The following is a 25,388-nucleotide window of genomic DNA, read 5'->3' as shown; positions in this document are numbered from 1 at the left end:
CATGAGTAAGCCCATCGTATTTAGCGGCGCGCAGCCGTCCGGCGAATTGACCATTGGCAACTACATGGGTGCGCTGCGTCAGTGGGTTCACATGCAGGATGATTACGACTGTATTTACTGCATCGTCGATCTGCATGCCATCACCGTGCGTCAGGACGCGGCAAAGCTGCGTGACGCGACGCTGAATACGCTGGCGCTGTACCTGGCCTGCGGTATCGACCCGAATAAAAGCACCATCTTCGTCCAGTCGCACGTGCCGGAGCATACGCAACTGAGCTGGGCGCTGAACTGCTACACCTATTTCGGCGAACTGAGCCGTATGACCCAGTTCAAGGACAAGTCCAGCCGTTATGCAGAAAACATCAACGCCGGCCTGTTCGACTATCCGGTGCTGATGGCGGCGGATATTCTGCTGTATCAGACCAATCAGGTGCCGGTGGGCGAAGATCAGAAGCAGCACCTGGAGCTGAGCCGCGATGTGGCATCGCGCTTTAACGCACTGTACGGCGATATCTTCAAGGTGCCGGAGCCGTTTATCCCGAAATCCGGTGCGCGCGTGATGTCGCTGCAGGAGCCGACCAAGAAGATGTCCAAGTCGGACGATAACCGCAACAACGTGATCGGCCTGCTGGAAGATCCGAAAGCGGTCGCCAAGAAAATCAAACGCGCGATGACCGACTCTGACGAGCCGCCGGTCATTCGTTATGACGTGGCCAACAAGGCCGGGGTTTCCAACCTGTTGGATATCCTGTCCGGCGTGACCGGTAAGCCGGTTGCCGAGCTGGAAGCCGAGTTTGAAGGCCAGATGTATGGCCACCTGAAAGGCGCGGTTGCCGATGCGGTGTCTGGTATGCTGAGCGAGCTGCAGGAGCGTTACCACCGCTTCCGCAACGACGAAGCCTACCTGCAGCAGGTGATGCGCGACGGCGCGGCCAAGGCGCGCGCTCGTGCGCAGGACACGCTGAGCAAGGTGTATGAAGCGATTGGCTTTGTAGCGCAGCCGTAACCTGCGGGTGTCAGACAGCAAAAAGGCCGGGCAATTGCCCGGCCTTTGTCGTTTCTGACGCGTGCGTCAGGCCATTTTCGCCAGTTCCGGCGCGGCTTCGCGGCTGGCGAACCAGTTAAGCTTACTGCGCAGGCTGACCACGCTGCCGACGATGATCAGGCTCGGGCTGGCCGCCTGCTGCGCCAACGCCGGCAGCTGCCGCAGCTCGCCTTCGAGCACCCGCTGGCGGCAGGTGGTGCCGTTTTCCACCAGCGCCACCGGCGTATCGGCGGCCATACCGTGTGCGATCAGCTGCCGCTGAATTTCTCCCGCCTGCGACAGGCCCATATAAAACACCAGCGTCTGCTGGCCTGCGGCCAGCGTGGCCCAGTCGAGATCGCCGTCGGCTTTGGCATGGCCGGTGACCAGCCGGACGCTTTGCGCATGGTCGCGGTGGGTCAGGGGAATGCCGCTGTACGCCGAGCAGCCGGAGGCGGCGGTGATGCCCGGCACCACGGAAAACGCAATGCCGCCAGCCGCCAGCGTCTCCAGCTCCTCGCCGCCGCGGCCGAAGATAAACGGATCGCCGCCTTTCAGACGCACCACGCGCTTACCGCGCTGCGCCTGTTCCAGCAGGATCTGGTTAATCTGCGCCTGCGCCACGCAGTGGTCGCCGGCGCGTTTGCCGACAAAAATGCGCTCGGCGTCGCGGCGCACCAGCGCCATTACCTCATCGGACACCAGACGGTCGTAAACCACCACGTCGGCCTGCTGGATCTGCTGCAGACCCTTCAGGGTCAACAACCCGGCGTCACCCGGCCCGGCGCCCACCAGCACCACTTCCCCACCGGTGTGGGGCTGGCTGGCGAACAGCGCTTCGGTCTGGCTGGTCGCCATGGCGTTATCGTTATTCGCCAGCGACTGCGCCAGCCGATCGTGGGCAAACAGCCGCTCCCAGAAACGACGCCGCTCTTCAGGTCGCGTAAAGCGCTGTTTTACGCGCTGACGCAGCGCGCCGCCCCACTGCGCCAGGCGGCCAAGGTGCTGCGGCAGGGCAGCCTCCAGTTTTTCACGCAGCAGGCGCGCCAGCACCGGCGCTTTACCGCCGGATGAGACGGCGACCATGATCGGCGAGCGGTCGATAATCGACGGCATGATAAAACTGGCGCGTTTGGGATCGTCCACCACGTTGCAAAATACCCGCTGCTGATTGGCGCACTGATACACCAGCGCGTTGACCTCCACCCGATCGGTGGCGGCAATCACCAGCCACTGTTCCGCCAGCAGCTCGGCGCGGAAATCGCCGCAGACCAGCGTGACCCGTCCCTGTTCGGCCCAGCGCTGAAACTGTGCGTTGAACGCCGGGGCGTTAACCGTCAGCTGGGCGCCGGCATCCAGCAGCAGGCGCGCCTTGCGTTCGGCGACGTCGCCGCCGCCGACCAGCAGGCAGGCTTTATGTTGCAGTTGGCAGAAAATGGGTAAGTAATCCATCAGCAGTTCCTCAGGGCGGGGGCAGGGGCGCCGCGCACGGCGCCCGAGATAAGTCGGTAATCAGGCGGTCTGACGTGCGCCGTTGCGGCTCGCCTGCGGGCGCTGCGCGCGCGGGGTGGCGTACCAGTAGCCCAGCCCCATCAGCACCATGCCGGAGACCATATTGCCCAGCGTGACCCACAGCAGGTTATGGCCGATGCCGCCCAGCGTATAGGCTTCGCCGTGCTGGCCGAACCAGGAGAGCGCAAACAGCGTCATATTGGCGACCGAGTGCTCGTAGCCGGAGGCGATAAACGCCAGCAGGCACCACCAGATGGCGATAAATTTCGCCGCGCCCTCAACGCGCAGCGCCATCCAGATCGCCAAGCAGACCAGCCAGTTGCACAGGATGCCCTTAAAGAACAGCACTTCCGCCGGCGCGGTGGTTTTCGCCAGCGCCACGCTGTGCACCAGGCTGCTGTCTACCGGCAGCAGGCTGCCGCCGCCATAATAGTACATCAGGGCGACCAGCACCGAACCCAGCAGATTGCCGAGCCAGGTCTGCGGCAGCACCGTCCACATCTGTCCTTGTGAAATCGTGCCGGCCTTGACGCCGAGCGTCAGGAACATGGTGTGGCCGGTAAACAGTTCGGAGCCGGCGATAATCACCAGCGTCAGCGCGATGCCGAAGGTGGCGCCCATCACCAGCGGGCGTACGGACGGATCCACCAGATTGCCGAGGGTGAAAATCAGGATGATGCCAAGGCCCACATAGGCGCCGGCCATGGCGGAGGCGATCCAGAAGCCGAGCGGGCTCTCTTTCGCCAGTTTGACGATGCGCGCCGCGTTGGCGGCGCATTTGTTGAGGGTGTCGGTAAACATAGATTTTTCCCAGAAGGTTAGAATTCGTTATGCCGCCGCCACCTGCACCACGCCGTCGACCACCCGGCTGGCGAAGTGCGCCACTGAATGGGCCTCATCCTCCATACACAAACCGTCATGCAGGCGGAAACGCTGTTTTTTCAGCGGGCTGGCGACCCACAGCTCGCCCTGATGTTCGGCGATCAGGCCGCGCGACAGCACGCTGGCCTGGGCAAAGGGGTCGATATTGCTGATGGCGAACACCTGTTCATCGGCGTAGGGGCGGAAAACCGCCACCTGCTGTTCGCCAATCAGGGCGCAGACGCCGGTGCCGGGCAGGATGTCGGCGACCGGACAGACGGTGATCCACTGGCTCATGCGTTGTTCTCCTCAGTGTCCAGGACGGTGACAGGGATGCGTTCGTCCGGACGGGCCGGGCGGTGCTGGTCGCGCTCGGCGACCATCTGCACGTTCGGGTCGCGCAGGCTGCTGTTGATAAAGTGGGCGAAGCGGACCTGCAGCTCCGGATGCTCAACGGTTTCGGTCCATTCGCAGACCACCGCGTCGCGCAGGCGCAGGATCTCCGCCTCCAGCTGGTCGTTGATGCCCAGTTTGTCGTCGATAATTACCTGGCGCAGATAGTCGATGCCGCCTTCCAGGCTTTCCAGCCACAGCGAGGTGCGCTGCAGTTTGTCGGCGGTGCGGATGTAGAACATCATAAAGCGGTCCAGATAGCGCACCAGCGTGTCGTGGTCGAGGTCGGCCGCCAGCAGGTCGGCGTGGCGCGGCTTCATGCCGCCGTTGCCGCAGACATACAGGTTCCAGCCGTTTTCGGTGGCGATAATGCCGACGTCCTTACCCTGCGCCTCGGCGCATTCGCGGGTGCAGCCGGAGACGCCGAACTTCATTTTGTGCGGCGTGCGGATGCCCTTGTAGCGGTTTTCCAGTTCAACGCCGAAGCCGACGCTGTCGCCGACGCCGTAGCGGCACCAGGTGCTGCCGACGCAGGTTTTCGCCATGCGCAAGGCTTTGGCGTAGGCGTGACCGGTTTCAAAGCCGGCGGCGATCAGCTTCGCCCAGATGGCCGGCAGATCGTTTTTCTGCGCGCCGAACATGCCGATACGCTGCGAGCCGGTGATCTTGGTATAGAGGTTGTACTCGGCGGCGATCTCGCCGATAGCACACAGGCCTTCCGGCGTAATCTCGCCGCCGGCGGAGCGCGGGATCACCGAGTAGGTGCCGTCTTTCTGGATATTGCCGAGGAAGTTGTCGTTGGTATCCTGCAGCGGGGTGTGTTGCGGTTTGAGGACGTACTCATTCCAGCAGGAGGCCAGCAGCGAACCGACGGTCGGCTTGCACACTTCGCAGCCGTAGCCTTTGCCGTATTTTTCCAGCAGCTCATCAAAGGATTTGATGCCTTCAACGCGGATCAGGTGGTACAGCTCCTGACGCGAGTAAGCGAAGTGTTCGCACAGGTGGTGGTTAACCTCGATGCCCTGTTTGCTGAGCTCGGCGTTCAGCACTTGGGTAATCAGCGGAATACAGCCGCCGCAGCCGGTGCCGGCCTTGGTTTCCGCCTTGATGGCGGCGACGGTATGGCAGCCCATGCTCACCGCTTTGATGATATCGCCTTTGCTGACGTCGAAGCAGGAGCAGATTTGCGCGCTTTCCGGCAGGGCGTCCACGCCGATCGCCGGTTTGCTGCCGGCGTGCGCCGGCAGGATCAGGCTGTCCGGGTTTTCCGGCAGTTCGATGCCGTTCAGCGCCAGCTGCAGCAGGTTGCCGTAATCGCTGGTGTCGCCGACCAGCACCGCGCCCAGCAGGGTTTTATTGTCGGCGCTGACCACGAGGCGCTTGTACACCTCTTTGCTTTCGTCCAGATACACGTAGCTGCGGGCGCCTGCGGTGCGGGCGTGCGCATCGCCGATGCCGCCTACGTCGACGCCCAGCAGTTTCAGCTTGGCGCTCATATCCGCGCCGAGGAAGGTATTGTCGCGCCCCAGCAGATGGTCGGCGGTCACCTGCGCCATTTTGTAGCCCGGCGCCACCAGGCCAAAGGTGCGCTCCTGCCAGGAGGCGCATTCGCCGATGGCGTAGACGTCCGGGTCGGAGGTCTGGCATTGATCGTTGATCACGATGCCGCCGCGGCGCGCGGTGGCCAGCCCGCACTGGTGCGCCAGCTTGTCCTGCGCGCGGATGCCGGTGGAGAAGACGATAAAGTCGACCTCCAGCTCGCTGCCGTCGGCAAACTGCATGGTTTTACGCGCCTGCTGTCCGCTGTGGACGATCTCGTGGGTGTTTTTACCGGTGTGCACCTGTACGCCCATGCGTTCGATCTTGCGACGCAGCTGATCGCCGCCCATCGGGTCGAGCTGTTCGGCCATCAGCACCGGCGCGAATTCGATCACGTGGGTTTCGATACCGAGGCTTTTCAGCGCGCCGGCGGCTTCCAGCCCCAGCAGGCCGCCGCCGACCACCGCGCCGCGTTTGCTGCGGCGGGCGCAGGCTTCAATGGCGTTGAGGTCTTCAATGGTGCGGTAGACGAAGCAGTCCTGACCCTCCGCGCCTTTAATCGGCGGGATCCACGGGTAGGAGCCGGTGGCCATGATCAGTTTGTCGTAAAACACCGTGCGGCCGGTGTTGGAGTGAATCACCTTCTCGCTGCGGTTGATGGTAATGGCGCGTTCGCCGACCAGCACCTTGACGCCGGACTTCTCGTAAAAGCCTTCGCGCACCAGCGACAGCTCTTCCGCGGTATGGTGGGAGAAGTAAGAAGAAAGGTGTACGCGGTCGTACGCGATGCGTGGTTCTTCGCAAAAAACGGTGATGTCGAATTGGCCGGGGGCTGCCTTTTCCAGCAGATCTTCGATAAAGCGGTGGCCGACCATGCCGTTACCGATGACAGCGAGTTTGACTCTGCTCATGATTGCCTCAAAAATTCTGGTTTCCTGCGCTTACCTTATGCCTCCCGCCATACGGCTTCTTGATGTAAATCAAGTCTACCCCTATATACCTCTAAAGTGGTATCTGCATGATTTTTATCGTTATTTGATAAGTTGCGGTTTTAATTCAACTTTAGCTGAATCGAGCCAGTTTGATAGGTGTTGCACTATTTTTCGCCATTTACACCATTTTTGCTGATGAGTGTTTTTGTCAGCCTGCGCAGGTGCCAGTATGATGAAAAAATCAGCCGTTCAACGGGAGAGGAAGTGTGGCAAAGCAAAGGTTGAAGTTTATCGACAATCTGCGTCTCAGCGGGCATGAAGGATTGTGGCAGCTGAGTATCGAACAGGGGCGTATCGGCCATCTGATCCCGCAGCCGACAGGGCAGGCGTGGCGCAGCGACGCGCTGGACGCCGAGGGCGGCCTGGCGCTGCCGGCGTTTGTCGAACCGCATATTCATCTGGACACCACCCAGACCGCCGGCCAGCCGGCCTGGAATCAGTCCGGCACGCTGTTTGAGGGCATTGAACGCTGGGCGGAGCGTAAGGCGTTGCTGAGCCACGAAGATGTTAAGCAGCGCGCCTGGCAGACGCTGAAGTGGCAGATCGCCAACGGTATCCAGTACGTGCGCACCCACGTGGACGTCTCGGATCCGTCGCTGACCGCGCTGCGCGCCATGCTGGAGGTGAAGCAGGAGGTTGCGCCCTGGGTAACGCTGCAGATCGTCGCGTTTCCGCAGGAGGGCATTCTCTCCTATCCCAACGGTGAAGCCCTGCTGGAAGAGGCGCTGCGCCTGGGGGCCGACGTGGTGGGCGCCATTCCGCACTTTGAGTTTACCCGCGAGTACGGCGTGGAGTCGCTGCACAAGGCCTTCGCACTGGCGCAGAAATATGACCGGCTGGTGGATGTGCACTGCGATGAGATTGACGACGAGCAGTCGCGCTTTGTCGAAACCGTGGCGGCGCTGGCGCTCAAGCTGGAAATGGGCGAGCGGGTGACCGCCAGCCATACCACGGCGATGCACTCCTACAACGGCGCCTATACCTCACGGCTGTTCCGCCTGCTGAAGCTGTCCGGCATCAACTTTGTCGCCAACCCGCTGGTGAATATTCATCTGCAGGGGCGTTTTGACGACTATCCGAAGCGGCGCGGCGTCACGCGGGTGAAAGAGATGCTGGCGGCGGATCTTAACGTCTGCTTCGGCCACGACGATGTGTTTGATCCCTGGTACCCGCTCGGCACCGCCAATATGCTGCAGGTGCTGCATATGGGGCTGCACGTCTGCCAGCTGATGGGCTACGGCCAGATTAACGACGGCCTGGCATTGATCACCACGCGCAGCGCCCGCACGCTGCAGCTGCAGGATTACGGGCTGGCGGCGGGAAACTGCGCCAATCTGGTGATTCTGCCGGCGGAAAACGGCTTTGACGCGGTGCGCCGTCAGACGCCGGTGCGTTACTCGATTCGCCAGGGGGCGGTGATCGCCGCCACCCGGCCGGCGGAGACGACGATTTATCTGGACGATGAGGAGCGGGTTGATTTTCGCCGCTAGCGCGCAGGGATAAAAAAAGCACCGTCGCCGGCGGCGAGCGGTGCTTTTTATTCAGGGCAGCGACGGTTAGCGGGTTACGTGGCCGTGGCTGCGGTGCTTGGTGACGAAGCCCAGCAGCAGACACATCACGAACACCGCCAGGTACAGGCCGTTGGCGGTGGTCAGCGCCGCGTGTGCGCCCCCTTTGGCGACGATCGGGCCGGTGACCACAAAGGTCAGCATGGTGCCGATGGTGCCGCAGGTCAGAATAAAGTTCACCAGCTTCGGCGAAGAGACCTTGGTCTGCAGCGAGCCGAGGGTGATCAGCGTGGTGTAGATGGCGCTGGAAACGAAGCCCAGGGCCATAATGTAGTAGCCCAGCATCTGCGGCTCGTCACTGCTGACGAACATATACATCGCGCCGGTCGCCAACGCAGCCAGCACGGTGACGATGCGCTGCAGGTCGAAGAAGCGCAGCACAAAGCTGAACACCCACATTCCCACCATGTAAGACGTCCAGAAATCGCTGACCAGCTTGCCGGCCTGGCTGATATTCATCCCCAATGATTTGGTGGCGTACTCCGGCACCCACTGGATAAAGCCCAGCTGGCCGAGGATGTAGCACAGCGCGGCAATCGACAGGAACAGCACGCCGATGCCCCATTTTTCTTTGGCGGCCGCTTCACCGGCGGCATCGCCTTTATTGCCCAGCACCGGGAACTCGGAGCACAGGGTCAGCACGAAAATCGCCAGATACAGCACGCCGATGCAGGCGTAAACCCAGTACCAGCCGATATGGCGCGCCAGCAGGGTGGCGGCGACGATCGGGAAGATCATGCCGGCCATGCTGAAGAACGAGTCGGTAAACAGCAGGCGTGAACCGCGCTGACGGCCGGAATACATATGGGTAATCAGGAAGGTGCCGATCGACATGGTAATGCCGCTCACTACCCCGAGGATAAACATGCAGATGGAGAACAGCGTCAGGGTTTTGCCGACCATCAGGCCAACCACCGCCAGCACCATCAGCAGGAAACCGAACACCAGTTGGCGTTTCAGCGGGATGATTTCCATCAGCCAGGCATTGAGGAAGATCGAAATCAGAATGCCGGCGTTCAGGAAGGTAAAGGTGTTGCTCATGCTGGAAACCGGCAGATTAAAGTACTCTGCAATGTTCCCCATCACCATCCCTGTGACGATCACTAAGGCACCGGTCAGCGCATAGGAAAAGAAGCTGATCCATGTAAGCCGGATGCGGTTGTTGTTATTCATTGAATAAGCCCGATTGGTCTGTTGGATTGGTAAATACCGGTGGCGGGCTCTGACGTCGCTTGCCAAAAAAGAGGGTCCGCCGATCACCTGGTGCAGCGGATCCTAGCATAGCTATTGATATATTTTATGATTGCTGACTAATTTTTGATGTAACCAATGAAAAAAAATTAACCAATTAGTGATCTGCATCTACTTTTGCCAGCGAATCGCGGTTGATGACCCGCGGCGTGAAGGTGACGTGCGGCGTGGCCGGATCGATCAACAGGCGCGCGGCCTGCTGCGCCATCTCGACGATCGGGAAGTGGACGCTGGTCAGGGCCGGGCGGACAAACGGCGCCCGTTCGCCGCTGTCGTAGCAGATCAGCGAAATGTCCTGCGGGACGCGCAGGCGGTGTTCATTGATCGCCAGCAGGGCGCCGATCGCCATCTCTTCGTTGCAGCAGTAGATGGCGCTGGGCAGCACCGCGCGCCGCAGCAGGCGTTCGGCGCACTGATAACCGCTCTCCAGGTCGTACGCCCCTTCGAGGCAGTCCAGCGGCGTCAGCCGCGCCGCGCGCATGGCCTCCTCAAAGCCCTGAATACGCAGCCGGCTGGAGGCGCGCTGGCGCGGCCCGCTGATGCAGGCGATGCGGCGGTGGCCGGCGTCGATCAGCTGCTGCGTCGCCATGCGGCTGGCCAGCGGATGATCGAACGTGACGCAGCGATCTTCCAGCCCCGGCACCTGACGGTCGAGCAACACAAAACGGCGCTGTTCCGCCGCCAGCTGGCGCAATTGTTCGTCGCTCAGGTAGCGGACGTGCAGGATCACGCCGTCGCAGCGCAGGTTGAACAGCCGCTGGATCGCCGCCAATTCATTGTCGGCGCTGTTGCGCCCTTGGGTGACCAGCAGCTGTTTACCGTGTGATTCCGCCTCGGTCTGCACAAAGTCCATCAGCGCGCCAAAGAAACCGCCGCGGTACGAGGTGGTCACCAGGCCCAGCGTGTTGCTCTGGCTGGAGGCCAGCGCGCGCGCCGCCGGATTGGGGGTATAGCCCAATTGGGCAATGGCCCGCTCCACTTTCTCGCGTGTGGGCGCTTTGACATTGCTGTCGCCGTTGACCACCCGCGACACCGTGGCGCGCGATACGCCCGCCGCCGCGGCTACATCTTCCAGTGTCACCATAGATTCCTTGCGATCCTGTGTCTTGGCACCGCCTTGCCGGCTATCGGGCGGTAAACTGCGGCAGGTAGGCGTGATTGACCTGCAGCACCTCTTCCAGCAGCGGTTCGGCAATGTTGGCACTGGCGACCAGCGGGTTGGTGACCAGCGCCAGCAGCGCGCTGCGGCGATCGCCGTGTACGGCGGCCTCAATGGTCAGACGCTCATAGGCCTTCACCTGCTGGGTCAGCGCATGCATGGAGTCCGGCAGGCGGCCGAAGGCCAGCGGACGGGCGCCCTGCGCATCGACGATACAGTTGGTTTCTATCACAGCATCGTCGGCGAGGCCATGAATAGCGCCGCGGTTTGCGGTGTTTACCACTAATTGCGTGCCGAGATTGTTGTGAATCGCGCGGATCAGCTCCAGCGCCACCTGCGAGTAGAAGGAGCCGCCGCGGAAGCTGAGCTGCTGCGGCTTGCTGTCCAGATGCGGATCGGCGTACAGCGCGAACAGCTCTTTTTCCACCTGCATCACCTGCTCGGCGCGCGTACCGCGTTCGGCGGCGGCGGCCACCTCTTCCGCCAGCATCTCCTGCGTCTGGTAGAAGTAGCGGTGGTAAGGGCAGGGGATGGCGCCGGTGGCGCGCAGGAACGCCGGCGGCCACGGCTCTTCCTTGATGTTGTTCATGGTCAGCGTCGCGCCGTCGCACAGCTTGTCGATGACTTCGGCGGTGACGTCCCGGCCGTTGTGCAGCACCTGATGCACCCAGACCATGTGGTTGAGCCCGGCAAAGCGCAGTTGAATAGCGTCAAACGGCGCTTCCAGCATGTTGGCGATCATATGGTGCATGCTGATCGGCACGTTGCACAGGCCGATAATTTTCGCCTTGGTATAGCGGGAGACCGCTTCGGTCACGATGCCGGCCGGGTTGGTGAAGTTGATGATCCAGGCCTCCGGCGCCAGCCGTTCGACCCGGCGCGCGATATCCAGCATCACCGGAATGGTGCGCAGCGCCTTGGCAAAGCCGCCGACGCCGGTAGTCTCCTGGCCGATCAGGCGATACTTCAGCCCCAGACGCTCGTCGGCGGCGCGGGCCGGCAACTGTCCGACGCGCAGCTGCGTCAGCACGAACTGCGCGCCGCGGATGGCGTCGTCCAGTGCAAAGTGGACGCTGACCGCGACCCGCTCCAGCCCGTGCCGCGCCAGCATGCGTTTGGTCAGTGCGGCGATAATTTCCACTTTCTCGCGGCCGGCCTCGACGTCGACCAGCGCCAGTTCGCTGACCGGCAGTTCCTCAATGCGTTCAATCAGGCCTTCGACCAGTTCCGGCGTATAGCTGCTGCCGCCGCCGATAATGGCGATTTTCAGGGTATTCATCCGCGCGCCTCCGCTTGCGCCTGTCGGCGATAAAGTTCGATCATGTCGTCTGCCAGATCCTGAATCACCATGGCGTTCATCAGGTGGTCCTGGGCGTGCACGGTGATCAGGTTGATGGCCAGCTTGCCGCTGCCTTCGTCCAGGCCGATAAGCCGGGTCTGAATCTGGTGCGCCTGCGTCACCGCCCGTTTGGATTCGGCCATCTGCGCGGCGGAGGCGTTAAAGTCGCCCGCCCGCGCCTGCTGCAGGGCCATCAGCGCGCTGCTGCGGGCGCTGCCGGCGAACACCAGCAATTCCATAATGGTGCTTTCGAAGTCCTGACTGACGTCGGGGGTTAATTCACTCACGGTTAGGCTCCTGTTGCCGCAGATGCAGCGCGTTCGGCTTCGGCCTGCTGCATTTCCTGCGCGATTAACTGTTTTTCATACACTTTGAAGAACGGCAGCCAGATGGCGAAGTCGAGCGCCATCAGCAGCAATACCAGTACGGCGGCGCGGATATCCCACGAGGCGGAGATCAGCGCGCCGAGCGGGGCCGGCGCGGTCCACGGCGCCATGGCGACCATCTTTTCCACCAGTTCCCAGTGCAGGGCGAAGTAGGCCAGGACGGCATTGACCATCGGCACCAGCAGCAGCGGAATAAACAGCGTCGGGTTCATCACCACCGGCGAGCCGAACAGCAATGGCTCGTTGATGTTGAACACCGAGGGCACCACGCTCAGCCTGCCGATGGTGCGCAGATGCACCGAGCGGCTGCGCAGGTACAGCAGCGCCAGCACCAGCGTGGAGCCGGAGCCGCCGATGCAGACGTAGAACGACCAGAACGGCGCGGTCAGCGTCTGGGTGGTGGCCGCGCCCTGCGCCACCAGCGCGGCGTTGGCCGCCAGGTTGGTCATAAAGATCGGGTTGAGCAGGCCGGTAACGATGTTGTCGCCGTGGATACCGGCAAACCACAGCAGGTTGGCGATCAGCACCATCAGCAGAATGGCGGGCAGGGTGTCGCCGACGCCGATCAGCGGCTGGAACAGCTGCATAATGGCGGCCGGCAGCAGCAGGTGAAACTCGCTCTGCAGCAGAATGCTGAGCGGGTAGACCGTCAGCAAAATGCCGATCACCGGATACAGCAGCTCAAACGAGCGGGCGATGGCCGGCGGCACCTGTTCGGGCAGGCGCAGCGTGATGTGGTACTTTTTCAGCAGGCGGATCAGCTCTACCGACCAGATGGCGCAGATCAGCGCGGTGAACACCCCCTGACCGCCGAGAAAGTCGAGCGACATTTTGTTGTCGGCCTGCGGCGCGGCCGCCAGCAGGAACGCCATCAGCGACAGCAGCCCGGCGGTCAGCGCGTCCAGGCCGTAGTGCCTGGCCAGGCTGTAGGCGGTGCCGATCGCTACAAACACGCTCATCAGGCCCATGGTCATAAAGAACGGCATGGTGATGGTGTTCCAGTGCGTCTTGGCGAAGCCCAGCCAGGCGCGGCCGAAGCCGGAGGTGGTGTCGGCGTCGAACGGCGGGTTGGCGACGATCAGCATGATGCTGCCGACGATAAGAAACGGCATGGCGCAGATAAAGCCGTCGCGGATGGCGATAATGTGGCGCTGGCTGCCGATGCGGCCGGCCAGCGGCGCGATGTGATTTTCCACGACGCGCATCAGGGAAGCGTACAGGCTCATGGGCATCTCCGCCGGTTCAGGCCATCAGGGCGAGGGCGTGGTCCAGCACTTTATCGCCGCGCAGCGTGCCGTAATCCATCATGTCGATCACCGCGACGGGTTTGCCGAGCGGTGCGGCGATGTGGCTAAAGCGCGCCAGTTCATATTTCACCTGCGGCCCCAGCAGCACGACGTCGGCATCGGCCAGCGCGCTTTCAAATTCGGCGGCGGGCACGGCGACGATCTCCAGCGTCAGCGCCCGTTTTTCCGTTTCGGCCTGCATCCGCTTGACCAGCATGCTGGTGGACATACCGGCGGCGCAGCACAGCACTATCTTTTTCATCATTGCTCTCCTGTTATTCCCGTTTCGGCGCGCCGCAGCGTGGGCCGCCATCGGTTCTTTATTTTGTTTTCGCTCAAATGAGAGCGCTCTCATTTTTAGCCTAGCGGCAGCGCAGAAACAAAACGGGATACAGGTCGCAAAAAATGCCGAATAGTCGATTGGTGCAAATAATACGTGATCGGCTTTGCAAAAATCTGCATAGCGATCATACTCTTGTCAGGAAAATTCGGGCGATAACTCGCAAAAATATGGGGCTGCCCAGGCAGTGTGGCGCGGCTTTGAGAAATTTCCCGCAATTGCGTAAATATAAGTAAATGGCTGGCGCTCATCAGAATGGCTCTTTAGAATCAGGGCGCTCTCCGTTGTTTGTCTCCCAGAGAAAGGACCCGCTCATGTTCAAACGTACCTTAACCACCCTTGTCGCCCTGTGTTCTCTGACGGCGATGGCGCCGGCCGCACTGGCCGCAGGCGAAACCCACGTCATGCTGACCACCTCCGCCGGGAATATCGAGCTGGCGCTGGATGGCCAGAAAGCGCCGGTATCAACGAAAAACTTCGTTGACTACGTGAACAGCGGCTTCTATGACAACACCGTTTTCCACCGCGTGATCCCCGGCTTTATGATTCAGGGCGGCGGCTTCACGGCGGATATGCAGCAAAAGAGCACCAAAGCGCCGATCAAGAACGAGGCGGATAACGGCCTGCGCAACCTGCGCGGCACCATTTCCATGGCGCGCACCGCCGACAAGGACAGCGCCACCAGCCAGTTCTTCCTCAACGTGGCGGACAACGCCTTCCTCGACCACGGCCAGCGCGATTTCGGCTATGCGGTGTTCGGTAAGGTGGTGAAGGGCATGGACGTGGTCGACAAGATTTCTCAGGTGCCGACCGGCAACGTCGGCCCTTATCAAAATGTACCGAGCAAGCCGATTGTTATTCTGTCGGCGAAGGTCATGCCGTAAGCGCTCAGACCGGCCCCCGCGCGGGGCCGGTTTCTGTTTTCCCCTCCCTGAAGCTTCGCCTGCATCACTGTTTTCTCCTCCTGCTCATGGTGTAATCAACGCAGATAATCAACCGGATAGCCGGCGTTTTGTTGTTCCTCTCGTTCAGGATGCGTTGTTGTGATGTATGAATTTGACCAGGTGCTGCTGCTGTTGCAGCAGATGTGCGTCTATCTGGTGATCGCCTATCTGTTGAGTAAAACCCCGCTGTTTATTCCGCTGATGCAGGTCACCATCCGTTTGCCGCACAAGCTGCTGTGCTACGTGATTTTCTCGGTGTTCTGCATTATGGGCACCTATTTCGGCCTGCATATTCAGGACTCGATCGCCAACACGCGCGCTATCGGCGCGGTGCTGGGCGGCCTGCTGGGCGGGCCGTCGGTCGGATTTCTGGTCGGGCTGACCGGGGGGCTGCATCGCTATACCCTCGGCGGCATGACCGACGTCGCCTGCGCGGTGTCCACCGTGGCCGAAGGGCTGGTCGGCGGCCTGGTGCACAGCCTGGCGCTGCGGCGCGGCCGGCTCGATCTGCTGTTTAATCCGCTGTTTGTCGCCGGCGTCACCCTGGTGGCCGAAATCCTGCAAATGGGCATTATCCTCGCCATCGCCCGTCCGTTCGACGAGGCGCTGCGTCTGGTGGGCTATATCGTGCTGCCGATGCTGGTTGCCAACACCGTGGGGGCGGCGATGTTTATGCAGATTCTTCGCGACCGGCGGGCGATGTTTGAAAAGTACACCAGCGCGTTCTCCTCCAAAGCCCTCAAGCTGGCCGAGCGCACCGAGGGGATTTTGCGGCAGGGCTTTGACCGGGAAAACAGCATGAAGGCGGCGCGGGTGATCTATCAGGAACTGGGCATCGGCGCGGTGGCGATCACCGACCGTGAAAAGCTGCTGGCGTTTATCGGCATCGGCGACGATCACCACCTGCCGGGCACGCCGATCTCTTCGGCGCATACCCGCTGCGCCATTGACAATAACGAAGTGGTGTATGCCGATGGCAATGCGCTCTCCTACAGCTGTTCGATCAGCGGCAGCTGCAAGCTGGGGTCGACGCTGGTGATCCCGCTGCGCGGTGAGAACCAGCGGGTGATCGGCACCATCAAGCTGTATGAGCCGAAAAGCAAGCTGTTCAGCACCATCAACCGCACCCTGGGCGAAGGCATCGCCAGCCTGCTGTCGGCGCAGATTATGGCCGGCCAGTATGAACGGCATAAACAGCTGCTGGCGCAGTCGGAAATCAAGCTGCTGCACGCGCAGGTGAACCCGCATTTCCTGTTTAACGCGTTAAATACGCTGGTGGCGGTGATTCGTCGCGACGGCGACCGCGCCTGCGAACTGGTGCAGTATCTGTCGACCTTCTTCCGCAAGAACCTTAAGCGTTCGGATGACGAAGTCAGCCTGGCGGACGAGATTGAGCACGTTAACGCCTATCTGCAAATTGAGCAGGCGCGCTTTGCCGACCGGCTGGAAATCGTGGTGTCGCTGCCGGAGCGCCTGTTGGCGGTGCGCCTGCCGGCGTTTTCCCTGCAGCCGATTGTGGAAAACGCCATCAAACACGGCACCTCGCAGCTGCTGGGCACCGGGCGCATCACCATCGACGCCCGCAGCGAGGGCGGGCGCCTGCTGCTGCAGGTCACGGATAACGCCGGCCTGTATCAGGAAAAAACGCCGGGCGACGGGCTGGGTATGAGCCTGGTGGACCGGCGCATCCGCGTACGCTACGGCGAAGAGTACGGCGTGCGGGTCAGTTGTGAACCGGAGGCGTTCACCCGCATCACATTATACGTTCCACTGGAGGGAGCCGCCTGATGCTGAACATATTGATCGTCGACGATGAGCCTTCGGCGCGCGACAACCTGCGCCATCTGCTGTCCGCCGAGCCGGAGGTGTGCATTATCGGCGAATGCGCGAATGCGATTGAGGCCATCAGCCAGATCCACCGGCTGCAGCCGGACGTGGTGTTTTTGGATATCCAGATGCCGCGCATCAGCGGCCTGGAGATGGTGGGTATGCTTGATCCCAACCGGATGCCGCATATCGTGTTCCTCACCGCGTACGATGAATACGCGCTGCAGGCGTTTGAGGAACATGCCTTTGACTATCTGCTGAAGCCGGCGGAACCGCAGCGGCTGAAGAAAACCCTGCAGCGCCTGCAGCAGCGCCATACGGCGCAGGATGTCGCCGCACTGCCGGAAAGCGCGGGCTATTTGAAATATATCCCCTGCGCCGGCCACAGCCGGATTTACCTGCTGCGCTTTGACGAGGTGATCGCCGTCCGCTCGCGCGCCAGCGGCGTTTACGTGGTGCGCAACGACGGCATGGAGTGCTTTACCGAACTGACGCTGCGCACGCTGGAGAGCCGCACGCCGCTGGTGCGCTGCCATCGTCAGTATCTGGTGAATCTGGAACAGGTGCGGGAAATCCGCTTTGAGGAGGGCGGCGCGGCGGAAATGATTATGTCGGTCGGCGAGGCGGTGCCGGTCAGCCGCCGCTACCTGAAATCGTTGAAAGAACAGCTGGGGCTGCGCGGCTAGCGCTTGACGGGGTTCCGCCGCGCTTATAGCTTTATGACATCACAGGCGCATCTGCGCCGCGTTAGCGTCATCAAAGGAACAGAAAATGAGTGAAGCACGGATTATCGCCAAGGCGATGAAAGACGGAAAACCCGTTCAGGATTTGGCGATTCTGCCCGCCCTGGCTAACCGCCACGGCCTGATTACCGGCGCGACCGGTACCGGTAAGACCGTGACGTTGCAAAAAATGGCCGAACAGTTTTCACGCATCGGCGTGCCGGTGTTCCTGTCGGACGTGAAGGGCGACCTGTCGGGGATCGGCACCGAGGCGGTGCCGAATGAAAAACTGCAGGCGCGCCTGACGGCGATTGGCGTCGCCGACTGGCAACCGCAGGCCTGCACCATTATCCCGTGGGATATCTACGGCGAGAAAGGCCACCCGATCCGCGCCACGGTTTCCGATCTCGGCCCGCTGCTGCTGGCGCGCCTGCTGGACCTGAACGAGGTGCAAAGCGGCGTGCTGCAGCTGGTGTTTAAAATCGCCGACGATAACGCGCTGCTGCTGTTGGATATGAAAGACCTGCGCGCGATGGTGCAGTACGTCGGCGACAATGCCAAACAGTTCAAAACCCAGTACGGCAATATTTCCACCGCCTCGGTCGGCGCGATCCAGCGCGGCCTGCTGACGCTGGAGGAGCAGGGCGCCAACCTGTTCTTCGGCGAGCCGATGCTCGACATCAACGATCTGATGAAAACCGACGCCAACGGCCATGGCGTGATCAATCTGCTGGCGGCCGACAAGCTGATTAACCAGCCGAAGCTCTATTCGGTATTTCTGCTGTGGCTGCTGGCGGAGCTGTTTGAACATCTGCCGGAAGTGGGCGATCCGGAGCAGCCGAAGCTGGTGTTCTTCTTTGATGAGGCGCACCTGTTGTTCAAAGACGCGCCGGCGGCGCTGCTGACCAAGATTGAGCAGGTGGTGCGCCTGATCCGCTCCAAAGGCGTCGGCGTTTACTTTGTGACGCAAAACCCGCTGGATATTCCGGACAGCGTGCTCGGCCAGCTGGGCAACCGCGTGCAGCACGCGCTGCGCGCCTTTACGCCGCGCGACCAGAAGGCGGTGAAGGCGGCGGCGCAGACCATGCGCGCCAACCCGGACTTTGATGCGGAAACGGTGATTGGCGAGTTGGGCGTCGGGGAGGCGCTGGTGTCGTTCCTCGATGAGAAGGGGCGTCCCCATGTGGTGGAGCGCGCGATGGTGATCGCGCCGGAGTCAAAAATGGGCATGCTGGGGGCGGAAGGGCTGAACAGCGCCATCAATAAATCGCCGCTGTACGGCCGTTATGAAGAGATGGTGGACCGTGAGTCGGCCTATGAGAAGCTGTCGTCCGAGGGCTTTGCCACCGTCGGCCAGGATGCGGAGGCGGTGGATAAAGCGGCGCCGCAGGCCGGCCAGCAAAGCGGCGGCGGCCTGATGGGCAGTCTGAATGAGCTGCTGTTCGGCTCCACTGGCCCGCGCGGCGGCAAACGCGACGGCATTGTACAGACCGCTGCCAAAAGCATGGCGCGCGATCTGAGCAAGCAAATTCTGCGCGGCGTGCTGGGTTCGATCATGGGCGGCCGTAAAAAGTAACGGCCATAAACCGGCCTCATTCGGGGCCGGTCTTGTTTTCTCTGTTATGGATATTTCCGTGCCGTTGAGCAAAGTCGTATCGCATTTGAAACTATTTACGTCATTGCTGGCGGCATCAACGCTGTTGGTTAGCATTATCGGCATTGGAGTGATGCTGCTGTATTTATGCGTGGAAGGTATCGGTATCAGCAGCCTGAGCCTGAAAGAGAGCATGACGTTTATCATCGTCGCCGTCCTGTTTTCTTTCATCATGGTAGTCGGGCTGGTCTATGGCGCTTATGCGACGGTTGCGCCAATGACTTTTCTCGCTTATTTGGTGACGAAATTTTGGGGGAGGGAGTTGGTTCGCCACAAACTTGTTCAGGGTAAAATTACGCTGTTTTTATCATTGATCTTATTGTTGTTTTTTGTGGCGATACTGTGTTTGCCCGGGGACAGTCAGCGGTCATGGCCCGTCGTCTATTTTCTCTGTATTGGCTTAATCTTTAACATGCTGTTCTTATTCCATAACAGGGAGGGCGAGCACCCGCTCTATCAGCGCATTGGCGCGATGTTTTTTGTCTCCTGCGGTTTGATGCTTATCGCACCGATTCCCAAGGCGTTGTCAAATTACCCCATGATGATGTTGGGTTACCGTTCTTGGCCGAGCGACGCCATCTTGATGGATGCTGAGCACCAGAAGCGCATTCAAGGCTATGCCGCTCTGGTCGGCGTCCCGGTAAAAACCTGCCGGGTGGGTGAGGATCGTTACGTCAGCGACGATATCACTCTGGTGTGGGATAGCGCTCAGGACGGGAAGCAGTTTATTCGCTTCAAACAGGATGATACGTTTTTGTTTCCGCTGCAGGGCGGGCAGCCGTTAGAGAAGATTAAAAAAGGAAAAAGGCAGTTGTGCCGCGACGCGGTATAATCAGGTCCTGTTTCACTGTTGACGTTTACCATGCTGCTGCTGATCGATAATTACGACTCCTTTACCTACAACCTTTATCAATACTTCTGCGAGCTTGGCGCCGAGGTGGTGGTAAAGCGCAATGATGAACTGCAGCTGGCCGATATTGACCGGCTGGCGCCGCAGCATCTGGTGATCTCCCCTGGCCCCTGCACACCGAACGAGGCCGGCATTTCGCTGGCGGCGATTGCGCACTTTGCCGGCCGGCTGCCGATTCTGGGCGTCTGCCTGGGGCATCAGGCGCTGGGGCAGGCATTTGGCGCCGATGTGGTGCGCGCGCGTGAGGTGATGCACGGCAAAACGTCGGCGATTCGCCATACGGACAGCGGCGTTTTTCGCGGGCTGAATAATCCGCTGACGGTAACGCGCTATCATTCGCTGGTGTTGGACGCCAAAACGTTGCCGGACTGTTTTGAGGTGACCGCCTGGAGCGAGCGCGACGGCATGCGCGATGAGATCATGGGCATTCGCCATCGCACGCTGGCGCTGGAAGGGGTGCAGTTCCATCCGGAGAGCATCCTCAGCGAGCAGGGGCACGCGCTGCTGAGTAATTTCCTTAAAAGTTAATCGGTTATAAGTTTTTCGCCATTATCGATGATTTTGGTTTGCCCTTGATTGGTTTTTTATGCATATTTTATGACTATATTGTCACTTTGGTGGCGGCGTTAAAAAACCAATCTCTTGAGGTGGAACCCAATAATGACGGAAAAACATGCGGTCAATCGCAGCACGTTCGATCAGGTGATTTTGCCGGTTTATGCACCGGCGCAGTTTGTGCCGGTAAAGGGCCAAGGCAGCCGCGTGTGGGACAGCGAGGGGAAAGAGTATATCGATTTCTCCGGCGGCATCGCCGTTACCGCATTGGGCCACTGCCACCCGGCGCTGGTGGCGGCGCTGCAGCAGCAAAGCGAAACCCTGTGGCATACCAGCAATGTGTTCACCAATGAACCGGCGCTGCGGCTGGCCAGCAAACTGATTGACGCCACCTTTGCCGACCGGGTCTTTTTCGTCAACTCCGGCTCGGAAGCCAATGAGGCGGCCTTTAAACTGGCGCGCCACTATGCCATTACCCGCCACAGTCCGTATAAAACCAAAATTATCGCCTTCTATAACGCCTTCCACGGCCGGACGCTGTTTACCGTCTCGGTGGGCGGGCAGGCGAAATATTCCGACGGCTTCGGGCCAAAGCCGGCCGATATCGTGCACGTGCCGTACAACGATCTGGCGGCGGTCAAGGCGGTGATGGACGACAGCACCTGCGCGGTGGTGATGGAGCCGATTCAGGGCGAAGGCGGCATTACGCCGGTGGACGCCGAGTTCCTACAGGGCGTGCGCGCGCTGTGTGACCAGCATCAGGCGCTGCTGGTGTTTGATGAGGTGCAGAGTGGTATGGGACGTACCGGCAAACTGTTTGCCTATATGCACTACGGCGTGACGCCGGATATTCTCACCACCGCCAAAGCGCTGGGCGGCGGCTTCCCGATCAGCGCGATGCTGACCACCGAGGAGATTGCCTCCGCCATGCAGGTCGGCACGCACGGCAGCACCTACGGCGGCAACCCGCTGGCCTGCGCGGTGGCCGAGGCGGCGCTGGAGGTGATCAATACGCCGCAGGTGCTGGACGGCATTACGCAGCGCCATGCGCTGTACGTGGCCAAACTGCAGCAGTTGGCCGAGAAATACGGCGTGTTCAGCGATATTCGCGGCATGGGGCTGCTGATCGGCGCTGAACTTAGCGCGGCCTATCAGAATAAGGCGCGGGATTTCCTGGCGGCTGCGGCCGCGCATGGCGTGATGATCCTGAACGCCGGACCTAACGTTATCCGTTTTGCGCCGTCATTGGTGATTGAACCGCAGGATATTGAAGAAGGGATGGCGCGTTTTGAGCGTGCGGTGCAGGATGTGGTGAATGCGGCATAAGCTACCCTTGCCGTCAGCATAAAAAACGGCGCGTATGCGCCGTTTTCTTATTAATTAACGCGTGCCATAAACGACGATGGTTTTGCCGTGTGCGGAGATCAGGTTTTGATCTTCCAGCATTTTCAGGATGCGGCCGACCGTTTCGCGTGAGCAGCCGACGATCTGACCAATTTCCTGACGTGTGATTTTAATTTGCATACCGTCAGGGTGGGTCATGGCGTCCGGCTGTTTCGCCAGGTTCAGCAGGGTCTGCGCAATGCGGCCGGTAACGTCAAGGAAGGCGAGGTTACCCACTTTCTCCGAGGTGACCTGCAGGCGGCTGGCCATTTGCGCGGAAAGGCGCATCAGAATATCCGGGTTGACCTGGATCAGCTGGCGGAATTTCTTATAGGAAATTTCAGCTACTTCACAGGCGGTTTTTGCTCTCACCCAGGCGCTGCGCTCCTGGCCTTCTTCAAATAATCCAAGCTCGCCGATGAAATCCCCCTGGTTGAGGTAGGACAGGATCATCTCTTTACCTTCTTCATCTTTAATCAGCACCGCAACGGAGCCTTTCACGATGTAGTAGAGCGTTTCGGCCTTTTCACCTTGGTGAATCAGCGTACTTTTGGATGGATATTTGTGGATATGGCAATGAGACAGGAACCATTCGAGAGTCGGGTCTGTTTGCGGTTTGCCGAGAACCATTCGCTATTATCCTCTGTTGTAATCGCTGCCTTGTAACACAGGGATCAAAGATCCCTGTTAAACGCGTTGATAACCGGTAATGCATGCGGGCTATAAACAGGTTTTGAGGCGTGCCGTAAAATACGCTATTGCCCTTAGCATATTAACTTGCTGACGGTGCTGCAAGCTACATTCTGTTAACATCTCGCTGAAGATGCGTTTCCTTGGGCAGATCCCTGAAAAATCGGTGTCCAAAAAAGAGTTATTGCGGTTTGTTTGTAGCATAGAGTGAGGCGAGTGTCTTCTGTTGTCTCGCTTCAGCATGACCAGCATCAGGTTCCGTTGCCAGTTTTAGTGCGAAAGCGTAGTCTGATTTTAAGAAATTAACCGGAGTGAGCAGTATGCAGGCAAGAGTGAAATGGGTGGAAGGATTGACCTTCCTCGGTGAGTCCGCGTCGGGCCATCAGGTGATAATGGACGGGAATGCCGGGGAAAAAGCGCCGAGCCCGATGGAGATGGTGCTGATGTCGGTGGGCGGCTGCAGCGCGATCGACGTGGTGTCGATTCTGCAAAAAGGCCGCAACGACGTGCGCGACTGTGAGGTAAAACTCAGCTCACAGCGCCGGGAAGAGGCGCCGCGCACCTTTACCGCGATCAATCTGCATTTTATCGTCAGCGGTAAAGGGCTGAGCGACAAGGTGGTGGAGCGGGCGGTCAATCTGTCCGCCGAAAAGTACTGCTCGGTATCGCTGATGCTGAGCCAGGCGGCAACGGTGACCCACAGTTTTGAAATCCGCGCCGTGGAATAACTTCACCCGGCGTGCGCCGGGTGCGAAGCCCGTAAGGCGCGCGCCGCTATTCGATCTTTTTCCCTTCCAGCAGGCGCTGCACCAGCGGCGCCATAATCAGCTCCATCGCCAGCCCCATTTTGCCGCCCGGCACCACCAGCGTATTGATATGCGAGATAAATGACCCCTGCAGCATCGCCAGCAGATAGGGGAAGTCGATCTGATCCAACCCGCGGAAGTGAATCACCACAAAGCTTTCATCCAGCGAAGGGATGGCTTTGGCGGCGAACGGGTTGGAGGTGTCGACCGTCGGCACCCGCTGGAAGTTGATATGGGTGCGGGAAAACTGCGGCGTGATGTAGTTGATGTAGTCTTCCATCGAGCGCACCACCGAATCCATGACCGCTTCGCGCGAATGGCCGCGTTCGCCGGTATCGCGGATCAGCTTTTGGATCCACTCCAGGTTAACGATGGGCACCACCCCGACCAGCAGATCGACATGGCGCGCCACGTCGTGCTGGTCGGTCACTACGCCGCCGTGCAGGCCTTCATAGAACAGCACGTCGGTCGGCGATGGCAACGGCTCCCACGGCGTGAAGGTGCCGGGCACCTGGTTGTAGGGCACCGCTTCGTCATAGGTATGCAGGTATTTGCGCGAGCGGCCGCTGCCGCTTTTGCCGTATTCGATAAAGCTCTGCTCCAGCAGGCCGAAGTCGTTGGCCTCCGGGCCGAAGTAGCTGATATGGCGGCCGAGGTCGCGCGCTTTACGGATCGCGGCGTCCATTTCCGGCCGGGTATAGCGATGGAAGCTGTCGCCTTCCAACTGCGCGGCGCGGATATCCAGCTGCTGGAATATTTTGCGGAACGCCACGCTGGTGGTGGTGGTGCCGGCGCCGCTGGAGCCGGTCACCGCGATTACGGGATGTTTGGCGGACATACTTGGGTTACTCCGTAGTAATAAAGCGCGCGTATCAGAGAATAATTTTTAGTGTGGTTGATACATTTTTGCCAGCGGCAAGCTGCGCGAGTTGGTTTGCAAGATGTCCATTGTTACCTGATTTTTGCCGTCAGTCATAGGGCGCCGGCGCGATTAACTCTCCTGCCGGCCGGCGCGCAGCTGTCCGCGGGGCATGATATTGACGGTTTCATGCAGCTCCGACCAAACCAGCACCACCTCGCCGCTCTGCAGCTGGCGGCGCACGTCGGCCACTTTCTGCTCCAGCGAGCGTTCATGCTCGCCGTAGTCGGTGCCTTCACGCAGCACGAAGGCTTCAATCAGGTTATTCAGCGTACTGCTGTCCAGTTCTTTCCAGGGAATAATCACGTTATTTATCCAGATAAGGGGTAAGCCAGGCGGGAATGCGCTGTTCCAGCCACATTTGCGGTTTGTGCAGCGTGCCGCCGACAAAGCCGACGTGGCCGCCGCGCTCGGTCAGCTGATATTCGATATTGGGCGGCAGCGCGCTCAGATCGGGGATCACCGCGTCGGTCATAAAAGGATCGTCTTTGGCGTGGATGATCAGCAGCGGCGTTTGGATCTCCGGCAGCAACGGCAGCGCGCTGCAGCGCCGGTAGTAGTCGGTGGCGTCGCGGAAGCCGTGAATGCGCGCGGTAATGGCGTCGTCAAAGTCGCGCATCCGGCGCAGTCCTTTGAGCTGCGGCAGCCGCAGCGGCAGCGACGCCGGGTCGCGCAGCAGCTTGCGGGTGGCGTTCTGCTTGAGCTGGCCGAGCAGGTAATGCTGATAGACGCGGGAGAAGCCCTGCTCCATCCGCAGGGAGCACGGCTCCAGCATCAGCGGCGCGCTGACCACCACTGCGGCGTCCAGCAGGCTTGCCTGGTGCTGCTGCGCCAGATAGCAGGCCAGCATATTGCCGCCGAGCGAAATGCCGACCGCGGCGGTGGGAGCGGCGCCATGGGTATCCCGCAGCCAGCGCAGGAAAAAGCGGGCGTCTTCCGTTTCGCCGGAATGATAAATGCGCTGCTTGCGGTTGGGCACGCCGCTGCAGCCGCGAAAGTGCATCACCACGCCCAGCCAGCCTTTTTCACGCCAGGCGTGCAGCAGGCCGTGGGCATAGGGGCTGTAGAAGCTGCCTTCCAGGCCGTGGAACAGCACCACCCGGGGCTTATCACCCGCGTTTGCGGGGTCCTCGCTCCAGGCCAGATCGACGAAATCACCGTCGGGCAGCTCCAGCCGCTGCCAGTGCGGTTGCAGCAGCACGCGGCGGCGCACCAGCCGCGGCAATAGGGTTTGCAGATGCGGGTTGCTGGCCCCGCTCAGGGGACGAAAGGTTTCATGCATAAGGTGAATAAAAATCTTGTTGGCGACTATTGTGTGATCAATAGCG

At 60.5% G+C, this 25,388-nt stretch carries 25 protein-coding genes; 10 read left to right on the top strand and 15 right to left on the bottom strand.

Annotated features, from left to right (window positions below):
- Position 1 precedes the first annotated feature (1 nt).
- A complete protein-coding gene (trpS, locus tag I6G83_RS05475) occupies positions 2 to 1,006 on the top strand; it encodes a tryptophan--tRNA ligase (RefSeq protein WP_054305086.1) in 1,005 nt (334 codons plus the stop codon).
- 66 nt (positions 1,007 to 1,072) lie between these two features.
- Here trpS and cysG read toward each other — a convergent pair whose 3' ends face one another.
- From cysG to nirB, 4 genes are read right to left on the bottom strand one after another with little or no spacing between them, the layout of a single operon-like run.
- The gene (gene cysG / locus I6G83_RS05470; protein WP_054305087.1) at positions 1,073 to 2,476 is read right to left on the bottom strand and encodes a siroheme synthase CysG; all 1,404 of its coding nucleotides are present in this window, start codon (positions 2,474 to 2,476) and stop codon (positions 1,073 to 1,075) included.
- 60 nt (positions 2,477 to 2,536) lie between these two features.
- Positions 2,537 to 3,337 carry a nitrite transporter NirC gene (gene nirC, locus I6G83_RS05465; protein ID WP_054305088.1) on the bottom strand — a complete coding sequence of 267 codons (801 nt, stop codon included), beginning with the start codon at positions 3,335 to 3,337 and terminating at the stop codon, positions 2,537 to 2,539.
- A gap of 27 nt (positions 3,338 to 3,364) precedes the next feature.
- Entirely contained in the window at positions 3,365 to 3,694 is a 330-nt protein-coding gene (gene nirD, locus I6G83_RS05460; RefSeq protein WP_015962189.1) for a nitrite reductase small subunit NirD, read from the bottom strand.
- Complete coding sequence (gene nirB / locus I6G83_RS05455; RefSeq protein ID WP_054305089.1) at positions 3,691 to 6,240, bottom strand: nitrite reductase large subunit NirB; 2,550 nt, start codon at positions 6,238 to 6,240, stop codon at positions 3,691 to 3,693. Before nirB ends, nirD begins: the two co-directional genes overlap by 4 nt.
- Positions 6,241 to 6,542: 302 nt before the next feature.
- Between nirB and I6G83_RS05450 the strand changes: the two genes are divergently transcribed.
- Positions 6,543 to 7,811 (top strand): cytosine deaminase, encoded by a 1,269-nt coding sequence (locus I6G83_RS05450; RefSeq protein ID WP_269151481.1) that lies wholly within the window; start codon positions 6,543 to 6,545, stop codon positions 7,809 to 7,811.
- A 66-nt stretch (positions 7,812 to 7,877) separates the two neighbouring features.
- Here the strand turns inward: I6G83_RS05450 and tsgA are convergent, their stop codons facing one another.
- The 7 genes from tsgA to I6G83_RS05415 all read right to left on the bottom strand — a co-directional run bounded on the left by tsgA (position 7,878) and on the right by I6G83_RS05415 (position 13,901).
- Positions 7,878 to 9,062 (bottom strand): MFS transporter TsgA, encoded by a 1,185-nt coding sequence (gene tsgA, locus I6G83_RS05445; RefSeq protein WP_054305091.1) that lies wholly within the window; start codon positions 9,060 to 9,062, stop codon positions 7,878 to 7,880.
- Positions 9,063 to 9,237: 175 nt separating this feature from the next.
- Complete coding sequence (locus I6G83_RS05440; protein WP_054305092.1) at positions 9,238 to 10,224, bottom strand: LacI family DNA-binding transcriptional regulator; 987 nt, start codon at positions 10,222 to 10,224, stop codon at positions 9,238 to 9,240.
- A gap of 40 nt (positions 10,225 to 10,264) precedes the next feature.
- The gene (locus I6G83_RS05435) at positions 10,265 to 11,578 is read right to left on the bottom strand and encodes a 6-phospho-beta-glucosidase (protein WP_054305093.1); all 1,314 of its coding nucleotides are present in this window, start codon (positions 11,576 to 11,578) and stop codon (positions 10,265 to 10,267) included.
- Positions 11,575 to 11,877, bottom strand: a complete 303-nt coding sequence (locus I6G83_RS05430) for a PTS lactose/cellobiose transporter subunit IIA (RefSeq protein ID WP_054305112.1) — start codon at positions 11,875 to 11,877, stop codon at positions 11,575 to 11,577. Before I6G83_RS05430 ends, I6G83_RS05435 begins: the two co-directional genes overlap by 4 nt.
- 50 nt (positions 11,878 to 11,927) lie before the next feature.
- Positions 11,928 to 13,250 (bottom strand): PTS sugar transporter subunit IIC, encoded by a 1,323-nt coding sequence (locus I6G83_RS05425; RefSeq protein ID WP_015962182.1) that lies wholly within the window; start codon positions 13,248 to 13,250, stop codon positions 11,928 to 11,930.
- Positions 13,251 to 13,266: 16 nt separating this feature from the next.
- Positions 13,267 to 13,572 (bottom strand): PTS sugar transporter subunit IIB, encoded by a 306-nt coding sequence (locus I6G83_RS05420; RefSeq protein ID WP_054305094.1) that lies wholly within the window; start codon positions 13,570 to 13,572, stop codon positions 13,267 to 13,269.
- Between the two features lie 95 nt (positions 13,573 to 13,667).
- On the bottom strand, positions 13,668 to 13,901 hold the full coding sequence (locus tag I6G83_RS05415) for a hypothetical protein (RefSeq protein ID WP_138111974.1): 234 nt from the start codon (positions 13,899 to 13,901) through the stop codon (positions 13,668 to 13,670).
- 63 nt (positions 13,902 to 13,964) lie between these two features.
- On the opposite strand from I6G83_RS05415, the gene ppiA reads away from it, so the two are divergent.
- The 7 genes from ppiA (at position 13,965) to argD (ending at position 21,588) form a co-directional block, all read left to right on the top strand.
- Positions 13,965 to 14,534, top strand: coding sequence for a peptidylprolyl isomerase A (gene ppiA / locus I6G83_RS05410; RefSeq protein WP_015962180.1), 570 nt, complete (start codon positions 13,965 to 13,967; stop codon positions 14,532 to 14,534).
- 162 nt (positions 14,535 to 14,696) lie between these two features.
- Positions 14,697 to 16,382 (top strand): sensor histidine kinase, encoded by a 1,686-nt coding sequence (locus I6G83_RS05405; RefSeq protein WP_054305095.1) that lies wholly within the window; start codon positions 14,697 to 14,699, stop codon positions 16,380 to 16,382.
- Complete coding sequence (gene btsR / locus I6G83_RS05400) at positions 16,382 to 17,107, top strand: two-component system response regulator BtsR (RefSeq protein ID WP_054305096.1); 726 nt, start codon at positions 16,382 to 16,384, stop codon at positions 17,105 to 17,107. Before I6G83_RS05405 ends, btsR begins: the two co-directional genes overlap by 1 nt.
- 85 nt (positions 17,108 to 17,192) lie before the next feature.
- Positions 17,193 to 18,719 (top strand): helicase HerA-like domain-containing protein, encoded by a 1,527-nt coding sequence (locus I6G83_RS05395; RefSeq protein WP_054305097.1) that lies wholly within the window; start codon positions 17,193 to 17,195, stop codon positions 18,717 to 18,719.
- A gap of 46 nt (positions 18,720 to 18,765) precedes the next feature.
- A complete protein-coding gene (locus tag I6G83_RS05390; RefSeq protein WP_152972173.1) occupies positions 18,766 to 19,629 on the top strand; it encodes a hypothetical protein in 864 nt (287 codons plus the stop codon).
- Positions 19,630 to 19,659: 30 nt separating this feature from the next.
- Entirely contained in the window at positions 19,660 to 20,235 is a 576-nt protein-coding gene (locus I6G83_RS05385; RefSeq protein WP_015962175.1) for an aminodeoxychorismate synthase component II, read from the top strand.
- A 132-nt stretch (positions 20,236 to 20,367) separates the two neighbouring features.
- A complete protein-coding gene (gene argD, locus I6G83_RS05380; protein WP_054305099.1) occupies positions 20,368 to 21,588 on the top strand; it encodes a bifunctional acetylornithine/succinyldiaminopimelate transaminase in 1,221 nt (406 codons plus the stop codon).
- A gap of 54 nt (positions 21,589 to 21,642) precedes the next feature.
- Here the strand turns inward: argD and crp are convergent, their stop codons facing one another.
- The gene (gene crp, locus I6G83_RS05375; protein ID WP_004090925.1) at positions 21,643 to 22,275 is read right to left on the bottom strand and encodes a cAMP-activated global transcriptional regulator CRP; all 633 of its coding nucleotides are present in this window, start codon (positions 22,273 to 22,275) and stop codon (positions 21,643 to 21,645) included.
- 380 nt (positions 22,276 to 22,655) lie between these two features.
- On the opposite strand from crp, the gene I6G83_RS05370 reads away from it, so the two are divergent.
- Positions 22,656 to 23,063 (top strand): OsmC family protein, encoded by a 408-nt coding sequence (locus I6G83_RS05370; RefSeq protein WP_054305100.1) that lies wholly within the window; start codon positions 22,656 to 22,658, stop codon positions 23,061 to 23,063.
- Between the two features lie 46 nt (positions 23,064 to 23,109).
- On the opposite strand, the gene I6G83_RS05365 is transcribed toward I6G83_RS05370, so the two are convergent.
- The 3 genes from I6G83_RS05365 to I6G83_RS05355 all read right to left on the bottom strand — a co-directional run bounded on the left by I6G83_RS05365 (position 23,110) and on the right by I6G83_RS05355 (position 25,342).
- Complete coding sequence (locus tag I6G83_RS05365; protein ID WP_015962172.1) at positions 23,110 to 23,979, bottom strand: phosphoribulokinase; 870 nt, start codon at positions 23,977 to 23,979, stop codon at positions 23,110 to 23,112.
- A gap of 153 nt (positions 23,980 to 24,132) precedes the next feature.
- Positions 24,133 to 24,366, bottom strand: coding sequence for a YheU family protein (locus I6G83_RS05360; RefSeq protein ID WP_015962171.1), 234 nt, complete (start codon positions 24,364 to 24,366; stop codon positions 24,133 to 24,135).
- Between the two features lies 1 nt (position 24,367).
- Positions 24,368 to 25,342, bottom strand: coding sequence for a hydrolase (locus I6G83_RS05355; RefSeq protein ID WP_054305101.1), 975 nt, complete (start codon positions 25,340 to 25,342; stop codon positions 24,368 to 24,370).
- Between the last annotated feature and the right edge of the window lie 46 nt (positions 25,343 to 25,388).

The organism is Serratia rubidaea (assembly GCF_016026735.1).
GTDB classification, from domain to species: domain Bacteria; phylum Pseudomonadota; class Gammaproteobacteria; order Enterobacterales; family Enterobacteriaceae; genus Serratia_B; species Serratia_B rubidaea.
The sequence above is the reverse complement of the archived record's forward strand: the minus strand, read 5'-3'. Positions and strand labels throughout refer to the sequence as shown.